The 12148-nt window shown below is 60.8% G+C and carries 12 protein-coding genes; 5 read left to right on the top strand and 7 right to left on the bottom strand.

Going from position 1 to position 12148, the window contains the following annotated elements; all coding sequences use genetic code 11:
* Positions 1–260 (top strand): hypothetical protein (locus tag IG629_RS22680; protein ID WP_226886719.1); only part of this gene is annotated, 260 nt, incomplete at its 5' end.
* 101 nt (positions 261–361) lie between these two features.
* On the opposite strand, the gene IG629_RS13835 is transcribed toward IG629_RS22680, so the two are convergent.
* Genes IG629_RS13835 through IG629_RS13825 form a run of 3 tightly spaced genes read right to left on the bottom strand, consistent with a single transcriptional unit; the run spans position 362 to position 2815 of the window.
* Positions 362–991, bottom strand: a complete 630-nt coding sequence (locus tag IG629_RS13835) for a pseudaminic acid biosynthesis-associated methylase (RefSeq protein ID WP_193172537.1) — start codon at positions 989–991, stop codon at positions 362–364.
* Between the two features lie 25 nt (positions 992–1016).
* Positions 1017–1787, bottom strand: a complete 771-nt coding sequence (locus tag IG629_RS13830) for a cytidylyltransferase domain-containing protein (protein WP_193172536.1) — start codon at positions 1785–1787, stop codon at positions 1017–1019.
* Positions 1784–2815, bottom strand: coding sequence for a PseG/SpsG family protein (locus tag IG629_RS13825; RefSeq protein WP_193172535.1), 1032 nt, complete (start codon positions 2813–2815; stop codon positions 1784–1786). Before IG629_RS13825 ends, IG629_RS13830 begins: the two co-directional genes overlap by 4 nt.
* Before the next feature lie 86 nt (positions 2816–2901).
* Here IG629_RS13825 and pseI point away from each other — a divergent pair, with 86 nt between their 5' ends.
* The 4 genes from pseI (at position 2902) to IG629_RS13805 (ending at position 9324) form a co-directional block, all read left to right on the top strand.
* Positions 2902–3963: a pseudaminic acid synthase gene (pseI, locus tag IG629_RS13820; protein WP_193172534.1), complete on the top strand. Its 1062-nt coding sequence runs from the start codon at positions 2902–2904 to the stop codon at positions 3961–3963.
* A gap of 1 nt (position 3964) precedes the next feature.
* The gene (locus tag IG629_RS13815; protein ID WP_193172533.1) at positions 3965–5674 is read left to right on the top strand and encodes a tetratricopeptide repeat protein; all 1710 of its coding nucleotides are present in this window, start codon (positions 3965–3967) and stop codon (positions 5672–5674) included.
* Positions 5675–5776: 102 nt separating this feature from the next.
* Entirely contained in the window at positions 5777–7597 is a 1821-nt protein-coding gene (locus IG629_RS13810) for a tetratricopeptide repeat protein (RefSeq protein WP_193172532.1), read from the top strand.
* Entirely contained in the window at positions 7594–9324 is a 1731-nt protein-coding gene (locus tag IG629_RS13805) for a tetratricopeptide repeat protein (protein WP_193172531.1), read from the top strand. Before IG629_RS13810 ends, IG629_RS13805 begins: the two co-directional genes overlap by 4 nt.
* 17 nt (positions 9325–9341) lie before the next feature.
* Here IG629_RS13805 and IG629_RS13800 read toward each other — a convergent pair whose 3' ends face one another.
* From IG629_RS13800 to IG629_RS13785, 4 genes are all read right to left on the bottom strand, one after another.
* Positions 9342–10277: a DMT family transporter gene (locus IG629_RS13800; protein ID WP_193172530.1), complete on the bottom strand. Its 936-nt coding sequence runs from the start codon at positions 10275–10277 to the stop codon at positions 9342–9344.
* Between the two features lie 86 nt (positions 10278–10363).
* Positions 10364–10888, bottom strand: coding sequence for a GNAT family N-acetyltransferase (locus tag IG629_RS13795; protein ID WP_193172529.1), 525 nt, complete (start codon positions 10886–10888; stop codon positions 10364–10366).
* The gene (locus tag IG629_RS13790; RefSeq protein ID WP_193172528.1) at positions 10875–11621 is read right to left on the bottom strand and encodes an ABC transporter permease; all 747 of its coding nucleotides are present in this window, start codon (positions 11619–11621) and stop codon (positions 10875–10877) included. Before IG629_RS13790 ends, IG629_RS13795 begins: the two co-directional genes overlap by 14 nt.
* A 3-nt stretch (positions 11622–11624) precedes the next feature.
* Positions 11625–12148: ABC transporter permease (locus IG629_RS13785; protein ID WP_193172527.1), on the bottom strand; the 524-nt coding region annotated here is incomplete at its 5' end.

The raw sequence follows: 12148 nt of genomic DNA, 5'->3' as shown, positions 1-12148 counted from the left end.
ATTACCCTGATGGAAGAATATACATCGAAAAATTATTAAACAATAATTGGGAAATTGAAGCGGCAATCTCACTAGGTCAATGGTCTCCAAAATGGTTAGTCGAATCAGGTTTAAGATACGCATCAATCCCCTGGTCAAATAAATCGCAACACACAAACACTGAAGAAAAACAATCCGAATCACTATCTAATGTTGGATACGATAACGCGCCGGGGTCTGTCGTGGCTGCCCGAGTACGTAAATTTTTTGAATGGGTGTAGGTGTATTACCTTATGAAGCGCCATTAAACAGAACGAACATATCCCATTGCGTGAGAAGAAAATTATTAAGTCTGATCAGTGATTGAATTCATCATAAATTTTTAACGTTTCCGCTTCTCCAGCAGGAACCAGGTCATATCGTCCGCGGGGAAGTTCGGGTCCCGATGATAGCAGAAGCCATAATCGACCAGCGCGAGGTCCGGGAAGCGGTCCAGCAGGTCGCCGGCGAAGTCGCGTTTGAACAGTCGGTCGTCGTGCCCTCGGTATGGGATCGCGACGGGCGCCGGGTTGTAATATTCCGACAGCGCGATATAGCGCCCGCTCGCCGCATAGAGATTGTCATAGACGCTCGGCAGCGCCTCCGGATTGATGTGGATGAGCACACCGGAGGTGAAGGAGAGATCGTGCGACGTCTCCACCTGCGGCTCCAGGATCGAGCCGTGATGGACGTTCAGCCGCTCCTGCGTCTGCAGGATCTTCACCGCTTCGGGATTGATCTCGATGGCGGAGAGTTTCGCTTCCGGCAGCAGCGTGCGCAGGGCCAGCATGTTGAGACCGATATTGGCGCCGAACTCGACCACCGAGCCGACCGTCCCCGCACGCGACAGGATGCGGGTGAACATCGCCGTGCGGGAGGCAAGGATGGCGGCGTCCCTGTTCCGGTCGATATAACCATTGCCAAACGACCCGGCCCAGAAGGCTTCCTGCTCGGTGCGGTAAGTGTCCGTCATCGGGTTACTCCGGTTTAGCGGCGGCTCAGGCCTGCTCGGGATAGGCGCCGCTGTCATTCTTCACGGGCTGGGGGCGTTCATACACCCCGCGATTGATCGACGGCCAGTCCGGGTGCTGCTCCAGCAAAGCCAGCACGTCCTGATAGGTGAAGGCCGGGTTCACCGGATAGAGCGCTTCGAGAATCCGGCGGACCAGCTCGAAATCCTCCGGATGATCCACCGTCCAGCGATGGCCGGTGATCGGCGGCTCGTGCAACAGGTATCGGCAGGCGAACCGGTCCTTGTGGTTATAGAGGAAGGGCGTGACATGCTCCCGCTCCTGCCGGGCCTCGGCCTCGCGGTGCGCCGCCATCAGGGCTGTGCCCCGGATCCCCTCCGCATCGAGCCCCATGGGCAGCGTGCGCGGCGTTGTGTTGGAGACGTAATCGAGCGGCGGGCTGCTGTCCCGCAGTGTCTCGACAACCTGATCCACCAGCGCCGGGTCGATCAGCGGGCAATCGGCGGTCAGACGCACGACGAGATCGGCACCGGCCATCTCCGCCGCTTCGGCATAGCGCGACAGCACATCCGCTTCCGAGCCGCGCCAGACACGCAGCCCCTCTCCGGCAACGAACTCCGCCACCGGATCGTCCGTTGCGTTCACCGTGGTCGCGACGACGATCTCGTCCACCGTGCGGCAGCGGCCAACCCGTTCAAGCTGGTAGCCGAGCAGCGGGCGGCCGAGGACTTTCTTCAGCACCTTGCCGGGTAGGCGCGTCGACGTCATGCGCGCCTGAATGATCACGACTGTTTTCACAAACTCACGTTCCCCGCCTTCAATCCCAGCATAGCGTCGATCACCCGTTCCGCCCCGCGCCCGTCGACAAGGGCCGATGCGGTGGTGGAGAGTTTTCGGCGCGCGGCTGAATCTTGCAACACCCTGACAGTTTCCGCCACCAGTTGCTCCGCCGGGCATTCCGAAAGGCGGCCGAGATAGAGCGCCGCCCCCTTGGCCGCCATGCCCGCGCCTACCGGCTCCTCCACCGGAACGCTGGCGCCGAGGATCATCGGCGTGCCGTGCAAGGACAGCTCCCAGACTGTGGAGCCCGCGGATGAGATCGCCAGATCCGCCTTGTCGATCAATGAGCCCATATCCTTCACGCCGCGATGATAGGAGATCACCGGGCCCGCATCCGCTGGCGGCTGCCAGTTGCTCGCCGGGCCGATCACCGCATCAACATGGCCATCTCCAAAACCGGCTTTCAACAGCGCTTGCTCCGCCGCCTGCGCCAGCGCTTCAAGATGCCCACCGGGATCCGCGCCGCCGACCAGCACCAGAATGCGCTGCGGCCGGTCCGCGATGATCCGGGACCGAACGTTTTCGCACATGTCCGCACGGATCAGCGCGAAACGAGGCCCGGCAAGAACCTTTCCCTCTGTGCGCCCGGCATAGGCCTCCTCCAACGCCTGAACATTCTGATTCAGCAGCAGATCGCAGGGATAGCGCGCCGCAGATGCCGCATCATCGAGCAACAGCATCGGCAGCCCTGCATTCCGTACCCTGTCGAGATAATCCGGCGTCGCAAAGGAACCGTCGACAACCAGCCAGCGGGCGCCAATCCCGGCCGCCGCTTCGGCAAACTCATCTCCATTATCCGGCGAGGCAAACACCCGGCGCGCGATACCTGCACCGTCGAGCCGGGAAAGCACCGGATCGGGCAGTGCGGCGCCAGAGAAAAACGCGGCATCACCGCCGCGCGCGCGCCACGCTTCCGCCAGCGCAAAGCAGCGCATGGCGTGGCCAAGACCAATCCGCGCGTCCGCGTCGGCCCGAATTGCCAGCATCCCCAAGCTCACTCTGCCGCCATCTCTTCTATCCCTCGGTAAAACAAGCTATTCTGGCGCTTTCACACCGCCAAGTCACGGGAACCATGGCCAGTACCTTCAAGATCAACGGACGCCCGGTCGGCCCGGATCACCCGCCCTATGTCGTCGCGGAACTGTCCGGCAACCATAATGGCGATATCCAGCGCGCCCTCGCCCTGATCGATGCCGCCAAGGCGGCGGGCGCGGATGCGGTGAAGATCCAGACCTATCGCGCCGACACCATCACCATCGATCATGACGGGCCGGAATTCCTGATCAATGACGGGCTCTGGAAGGGCCGCAAGCTCTACGAGCTCTATGAAGAGGCCCACACCCCCTGGGACTGGCATGCGGAACTGTTCAGCCATGCCCGTAATCAGGGCATCACGATGTTCTCCGCGCCGTTCGATCCGACAGCCATTGAGCTTCTGGAGCGGCTGAATGCGCCCGCCTACAAGATAGCCTCTCCGGAGATTGTCGATCTTGACCTGATCGAGCAATGTGCCCGGACAGGAAAACCGCTGATCATCTCCACCGGCATGGCCAGTTTCGAAGAAATCGAGGAAGCGGTTGCCACGGCCCGCGGCGCCGGGGCGACGGAGATCCTCGTCCTGCACTGCACCAGTGGCTATCCGACCCCGGTCGATCAGGCCAATCTCTCGACCATCACGGATCTGACAAAGCGACTTGATGTAGCGATCGGTCTCTCGGACCACACGCTGGACAACATCGTCGCCGCTGCAGCCGTCGCCGTTGGCGCGGTGCTGGTTGAGAAGCATTTCACTCTCAGCCGGGCCGATGGCGGGGTCGATAGCGTGTTCTCGCTGGAGCCGGCGGAGCTGGAGAAACTGGTCAGGGATCTGCGCTCGGTCCACGCGGCCATCGGCAAACCGAACTACCGGCCGACCGCAGCCGAGCTGATTACACTGCCGATGCGCCGCTCGCTTTATGTGGTTGATGACATCGCCGAGGGGGAGGTCCTCACCCGCGAGAATGTCCGCTCCATCCGCCCCGCCAACGGCCTGCCGCCGAGACACCTGAAAAGCGTGCTCGGCAAAACGTCAACCCGCGCCCTGAAGCGCGGCGAGCCGCTCGCGGCGGACATGATCCAGGGCTTCACAGACTAAAATGACGGATGACAGCCCGCAGGCTCTGCTTCATCAGGCCCTGCAAAAGCATCAAGCCGGCGATCTCGCCGGGGCGGCACCGCTCTATCAGAAGGTGCTCAAGGCAAATCCTCAGCATCCGGATGCCTTGCACCTGCTGGGCTTCCTGCTACATCAGGCGGGCAAGCCAGCAGAAGGCCTGAAACTTGTCGACGCCGCCATTGCCATAGCGCCGCAACAGGCCAGCTTCCGCGGCAACAGGGCGCGTATTCTTCAACGCCTCGGGCACCAGACGGAAGCGGATACCGCCTTTCGAATGACACTGGTGCTTGATCCTTCCGACACCGGCGCATTTCGGGAACTCGCAGAAGCGCGGCGCGCATTAGGTCAGGTTGTTGCGGCGGCACCGCTTTTTCGTCGCCTGCTCAGCTTGAGCCCCGCCGATCCCGTTGCCCTGCTTGCCGAGGCAACGAACCAGATAGATCTTGGTCGCCATGACGATGCGCGCCGCCTATTGCGGAAGTGCCTGTTGGTTTCCCCGGCTCTGATCGAGGCGGCCAACAGCTACGCTTTTCTTGGCATAACCGCTCTCGCGCTCGCTGAGTCTCGTCGCTGGTTCCGGCGAACCATTGCGGCTCAGCCACGCTATGCCTCGCCCTATTCCGGGCTGGCGGAAGTCAGTTATTTCGAAGGCGATGTAAACGGCTGCCTGGCTTTTTCGGAACAGGCCCTCGCCCTGACACCGGACGATCCGCAAATCCGAGTTCGGCACGCCATCCGCCAGCTCACCGCCGGACGCATACATGAGGGCTGGCAGAACTTCGAGTGGCGCCTGAAGCGGCCGGACGCCATACAGCGCACAGGCCTTCCCCCGCGCTGGAAGGGCGAGCCATTGGCTGGCAAACGCATTGTGGTGTGCGCGGAAGAAGGTGTCGGCGACGAGATCCTGTACGCGTCGCTTATCCCCGACCTGCTGGCAGAGGGAACGTCCGTCGTCATCGAGTGCGCGCCGCGTCTGCTGAGTGTTTTCCAGCGCTCTTTTCCGGATTGCCTCGTGCATGCCTACAAGCGCAGCGGCGACCGGTTCCGGCCAATGCATGATTACGACTGGCTACCGCAGGAACCGCCTGTCGACTATGCCATCGACGGCGGCAGCCTCCCCGCGCTACTGCGTCCGGATCTCGCCTCCTACGCTCATCAGAAACCATACCTCACCGCTTCGGCGGAGCGGATGGAGCAGATACAATCGAAGCTGGCCGCATTGCCGCCCGGCCCCAGAATCGGATTTGCGTGGCGATCAAAGGACATGAACCCGTTCCGCGATATATACTATACACGCCTCAAGGATTGGCAGCCCTTGCTGACAGAGCCGGACATCCAGGTCATCTCAATGCAGTACGGTTCTGGCTGGGAGCAGGAAATTTCAGATGCAAGGCGTGATTTCGGTGCTCGCCTGCATGTACTCGAAGGCGTCGATATGACTGATGATTTCGAGGATATTTTTGCTCTCGCCGCTTCGGTCGACTGTGTGATCTGTCCAAGCAGTACCCTTTCCTGGGTCGGTGCAAGTCTCGGAAAACCTGTCTGGCAATTTGAAATCGTTCCGAGTTTCCTGCTCATGGGGACAGAGGGTTTTCCTGGGTTTCCAAGCATCAAAGGATTCGTGAAGCTGGCTTCAGCCCCCTGGAAACCCGTTACGGATGCGATAACCACAGAAGCCCGTAGACTGTGAGCATCTTACGTGATGCCTTGTGAACATTCGCACCATCTCGACGAGCAGCTAAACTCCAACATTCATTGAGCTGGTGATCAAAGGACTCACGACGAAACAAACATGCCCGCTCCGGAAACCCAGAACCTGCTGCAGCAGGCACTCGCACACCACCAGCAGGGCCGGCTGCCGGAGGCGGCCGCGCTTTACCAGCAGGTGTTGCAGCGCTCCCCGCGAGAGCCGGATGCGCTGCATCTGTTCGGCGTGCTGATGCATCAGAGCGGACAGCATGAAACCGGGCGCCAACTTGTCGAAGCCGCCGTGCAGATCTCGCCCGAGCGACCGGAGTTCCACAGCAATCTCGGCCAGATCCTGAAGGCATTGGGGAAACCGCAAGAGGCGGAAGCCGCCTACCGCCAAGCCCTCGCCAAGGCGCCCGGCTTTGTTGATGCACTCGCCAATCTCGGGGCGCTCTTGCAGGAACGTGGCGCGGTTGCCGAGGCTATCGGTTTCCTGCAGCAGGCCATCCGGAAAGAACCCGGCCACGCCAACGCGCATATGAATCTCGGAAATGCCTTCCGAAAGGACGGCCGCATTGAGGAGGCCGAGGCAGCACATCGGCAAGCCGCCTCCCTTGCCCCCATCAGCGAAGAAACCCACGCCAATCTGGCCACAACCCTGATGGACCGGGACAAGCTGAAAGAAGCGGAACGCTCGCTGAAACGCGCGCTCCTTCTCAATCCGGCTCTGGCCGAGGCGGCGAACAGTTTCGGGTTTCTGCTCTTCAACCTGCGGGACTATACGCCCTCCGGAACTTGGTTTAAGCGCGCCATCCTGCTTGCACCCTGTTATGCCGCGGCCCATACGGGTCTCGCCGAACTCGCTTATTTCTCGGGCAATATCGAGCAGGCGATTCAGCATTCCGAAGATGCGCTCCGCTTCGCCCCTGACGATCCGCAAATCCATCTGCGCCATGCCATCCGGCTGCTAGCGGCAGGCCGTCTGGAAGAAGGCTGGCTGGAGCGCGAATGGCGGCACAAGATGCCGGACCGGGTGCGACGGATCGGCCTGCCCCCTGTCTGGCGGGGAGAGCCACTGGCCGGGAAACGCCTGCTGGTTTGCGCAGAGGAAGGCGTCGGGGACGAAATCCTCTATGCCTCCATCCTTCCCGAAGTCACGCAGCAGGGCGCCGAGCTTGTGATCGAATGCGATGAGCGCCTGCTTCCGGTTTTCCGGCGCTCTTTTCCCGATGCGCTGGTGCATGCCTATGCAAGAGCGGGAGATGGTTTCCGGCCGGTGCAGAAGTATGACTGGCTGCCAAAGGACAAGCCGGTCGATTACGCCATCGATGCCGGCAGCCTCGCCCTTTATTTCCGCCGGACGCTTTCGGATTTCGCAAAGACCCGGCCCTACCTGAAACCAAACCCGGAACGGATACTTCAGGTTCAAAACATGCTCGGACAAACCGGCGACAGGCTGAAGGTCGCCCTTGCCTGGAGGTCACGCAAAAGCTCGGCTTTCCGAGACGTTCACTATACCGCCCTGAAAGACTGGTTGCCGCTTTTCGCCCTGCCGGAGGTGCAGGTATTCTCAATCCAGTACGGTGAAAACTGGGACACGGAGATCAAAACGCTCGAACGAGAGACGGGTCACGCCCCAACGGTCCTGCCGGACCTCGACCTTACCGATGATTTCGACGACATACTCGCGCTTGTCTCGTCAGTCGACGTCCTGATCTGCCCCAGCAGCACACTCGGCTGGATCGGTGGCGCCCTCGGCAAGGAGACCTGGCTGTTCCATCCCCAACCGCTCTTTGTTCAGTACGGCACGGATGGCTTTCCGGGCTTCCCGAGTATCAAGAGCTTCGCAAAGCCGTTTGAGGATGGTTGGGAGCAGACCGTCTCCGAAATTACCGCCACACTCAGATCGAAGGCAGCCAAATGAGCGCGACATTACTGCAGGCCGCGTTCGCCTCACACCGGTCTGGTAATCTTGAGGCCGCTATCGGCTATTACAGGGATTGCCTTGCCGCCGATGCTGGTCAAAGCGCCGTATACGATTACCTCGGCGTCGCCTGTACCGGTCTGCCTGAACACGGCCCGGAAGCTGTGCGCGCCTTTCGGCGCTCTCTATTACTTGAGCCCGGGCGCGGCAGCGTCTTGAGTAATCTGGCAACGCTCTATGTTCACGCCTCGGACGATCCCAGAGCCCTCCTGTGGTTTCGCCGCGCTTCAAAAACAGAGCCTCTGCGTGCCGACTATTGGGCGCGTCAGGCAAGTTGCGCGATCCGTCTGGGTCAGAACGCCGAAGCGCTGGCCTGCCTGAAGCAGGCATGCATGCGCGCTCCAACGGACTCAACACACTGGGAACATCTCGGCACTCTGCTGCGCCGCATGACCCGCCGGGCGGGTGCGGAACGGGCAGTCCGGAACGGCTTGCTCATCACTCCCGAAGCCGGACGCCTCTGGTCTTCACTCTCCGCCACGCTTCTTGAGATAGATGATGTCGCAGCGGCAATGCAGTACGGCCGCATGGCAACGATAGCAGCACCGACGGATAGCGAGGCTTTCGGAAATCTCGCTCAGGCGTTCTATCGGTCCGGCCAGATTGAAGCCGCCATCTCAAGCGGCGCGCAAGCCATGCGGTTCGATCCTCAGAACCCGACCATTACCTTCAATCTCGCGATCTACCTATTGGCTAACGGCGATATGGCACGCGGCTGGCCACTCTATGAAGCCCGCCTGATCCCACTCCGGAGAATGACGCGCAATCTGCCGCAGCAACGCTGGACCCCGGACATCTCCGGTCCCGACATCCATCTGCTCGTCTATGCCGAACAGGGCCTTGGCGACGAGGTCATGTTCGCCACCTGCTTTCCGGAATTGCAGGAACGTCTGGTACGGGGAGAGCTTGGAAGCGTCACTATCGAATGCACGGACCGGCTCCGCGCCCTGTTTGAGCGATCCTTCCCCGAGTTTCGCTTTTTTGACCGCATCCGGAAGCAGGAGCAGCGCCTCCACCCTGCCGACTACGCGACGATTGTCGGCGAACGGGGATGCACCCATGAAGTAGCAACAGGCAGTCTGCCGAAACTCTTCCGCCAGGATCAAACGCGCTTCCCGAACACGTCTGCCATATTGGTGCCCGATACGGTCAAGGTCGCGTACTGGAGGCGCTGGCTCTCGAGCAAAGGAGACGGTCCCTGGATCGGACTGTCCTGGCGATCTCGGGCGAAGCGTGATCTCGAAGCTGTCTATTATCCGGGTCCCGGAAACCTTGGCCCCATTCTCGACATTCCCGGCGCCGGTTTCGTGACCCTGCAATATGATGAGGACGCGGAAGAACTGACCCGGATTGAGGCGGAAAACGATGTCCGCATCATGCGGCCCGACGGGCTTGATCTGACCAATGACCTGGACGGGGTCGTCGCGCTGATCTCCGTGCTTGATGCCGTGGTTTCCCCGCAAAATCTGGTGCTCAGCCTGGCCGGCGCACTCGGGAAGCAAGGTTACACAATGCCGCATCTCCTGAACTGGGTCTCGCTTGGCGCCAGCCGCATGCCGTTCTTCCCCTCGATTGAAGTCGATATCCGGCGAGAGGATGAGGGTTTGGACTGGAAACCGGTAATGGAACGCCTTGCCAAGCGGGCACGATCGGATCTTGGCCTCTAAGACCCTTCCTGTTTGAGCTAACGCTCCGCGACCGCTTCGGCGGCGATCCGGTTGGACCGCGCTCGCTGTGCTTCACGATAAGTGATGTAGAGCCCGCTCCCGACGATAATCCCGGCGCCAAGCCAGGTCACCGCATCGGGCAAGGTTCCGAAGATCAGGAAAGTCAGCAGCGTCGCCATCAGCAACTGCCCGTAATTGAGCGGAGACAGCAGGGAGGCCTCGCCAAGTCGGAAGGCCTTGATGACGAGGAAGTGCCCAAGCCCGCCGAGAAACCCGATCAGGATGAACAGGCCATAGTCGAGCGCGCTGGTCGGCAGCCGGTAATCGAACGGCAGCGCAACAGTCGTCATCAGCGCACCGATCAGGGCGATATAGGTGATCGAGGTTTCGGCGGAATCGCTGCTCGCATATTTGCGTGTCAGCACTTGATAGACCGCATAGAAAAATGCGGTGCCTATGACCAGGAACATCGCCCAGTGGCTTTCCGCGCCTCCCGGCCGGATGATGATCAGCGCCCCGCAGAAGCCGATAAGAACGGCAACCCAGCGCCGTACCCCAACCTTCTCGCCGAGGAACGGAACCGCAAGGGCCGTCACGATGATCGGCGAGGTGAAGTTGATCGCACTGGCGATCGGCACGTCGATATAGCGAAGCGCCAGGAAGAACATACAGGTGCAACAGAACATCAGCACGGAACGGATAATGTGAACGCCCGGCTTCTGCGCCCGCAGTAACCCGATCCCGTGCTTCGGCATAAAGAGGACAAGCGCGAACAAAAGATGCCCCGTATAGCGGGCCCAGACGATCTGCGTGGTCGAATACTCAGCGGAAAGGTACCGCGCCAGCACATTCATGCAGGGCAGAACCGTGATCGCGCCGAGCATGAAAAGAACGGCCATGCCGTAGGAATTCGTGAGGGATTTGGAGGCGGTTGCCCCAGCGTCTGTTGCCATTTTCGCAGTCTACTTTTGCGACACCCGCGAAACAAATGCCAACCCGGAACGAATGCACCACGGAGCCGGGAACTGGCGTCCAGGAATCAGCGCTTCAGGGTTGCCGGCGTCACGGTCAGATACATCGCGTTCATGGCCGGGTCCGGGTGGCGCCCTTTCTCGCGGAAACCAACGCGTTTAAGGGCGATGACCGCTGGCCAGTTGTCCGCATGAGGACAGGCAACGATACGGTCGATGCCAGGATCCTCGAAGGTCAAAAGACTAAGAGCCCGCAGCATTGCCTGCCCCCGTTTCCGGTTCAGCAGGTCCGGCTCGCCGATCAGGAAATCTATGGCGCGAGTTTGCGGGGTAACATCCGGAATAGCGCTCCAGGATGGATCGCCGTGCGCACCATAGACATAGGCACAACCGGCCGTACGGTCGTCGATTTCCGCAATGAGAAGCTCCGTGTCCGTGCCACCCTGCAGCCCCTCAAGTGCCGCACCGATACGTGAGAAGACCTTATGCGTCCAACGGGTTACGTGGGGTGCTGTCAGCCAGCCTTGTATAGATCCTTTATCGGAGGCGTCCGCCCGCCGAAAGGAAACATCCCCGGCTCTATCTGATGTCAATTTCGCCAACCGATGCCGTCCTCAAATCCTTGACAGCAGGCGTGCGCACGGCATCCCGCCGTTCCGGGCTGAGCCTGTATTCAATGAATGCCACGAGACGTGTCACGATGAAGACCAGCGTCAGATAAAAGACCGCGGCAATCAGGAAAATTTCCAGCGGCTTGTATGTCTGCGAGATCATCTTGCGGGCAATGCCGGTCATCTCCAGCAGTGTGATTGTGCTGGCCAGCGAGGTCGACTTGATCATCAGGATGATCTCATTGCCATAGGCGGGCAGGGCCTGACGAATGGCCTGCGGAAAGACGATCCGGCGAAATCGCATGACCGCGTTCATGCCGCAGGCCTTGGCGGCCTCGATCTGGCCAAAAGGAACGGCCTGGATACCGCCGCGGATAATCTCGCTGGTATAGGCGCCGGTATTCAGCGTTAGCGCCAGGATCGCGCACCACCAGGCTTCGCGCAGCACCGGCCAGAGAAAGCTTTCCCGTACGGCTTCGAACTGGCCGGTGCCGTAATAGATCAGGAAGATCTGCACCAGCAGCGGCGTGCCGCGGAAAACATAGACAAAACTGTAGGCGAAACCCGCCAAAGGCCTGAACCGGGAAGTCCGCAGCAGCGCGATGACAATCGCAAGGAAGAAGCCAAGAAAGAGCGACGATGCTGCCAGCACCATGGTGACCGGCAAACCGCTCAGGATTTTCGGGAAGGCTTCCGCCATCAACTCAATATCCATGGCTCAGGCCCTCCTGACGCCACGGTTGGCCCAAAGCTCCGCCAGGCCGAACCCTTTATTCGAAAAGGCGGTCAGGACGAGATAGAGGACGCCCGCCGCCAGATAGAACGTGAAGGGTTTCTGGGTCGACCCGCTGGCGACCGAAGCCTGCCGCATGATCTCGACCAGCCCGACGATGGAAATCAGCGAGGTGTCCTTCAGGGTGAGCTGCCAGACATTGCCAAGCCCCGGCAGCGCGAACCGCGCTACCTGCGGCACCATGATGCGGCGGAACAGCAGAAAGCGGCTCATGCCGCAGGCCTTCGCCGCCTCGATCTGGCCTTTCGGCACGGCGAGAACGGCCCCCCGGATCACCTCGGTCGCATAGGCTCCGGAGATGGTGCCGAGCGCGATGGTGCCGATGGCGAAAGCGTCGATCTCGATATATTCCTCGTAGCCGAACACGCGGGCCACGGCCATGGCCGCCATGCTGCCGCCGAAGAACAGCAGATAGATAACCAGCAGGTCCGGGACGCCCCCGATCAAGG

The sequence above is a fragment of the Nisaea nitritireducens genome (assembly GCF_014904795.1).
Lineage (GTDB): Bacteria > Pseudomonadota > Alphaproteobacteria > Thalassobaculales > Thalassobaculaceae > Nisaea > Nisaea nitritireducens.
This window is presented reverse-complemented; position numbering and strand designations above follow the sequence as displayed.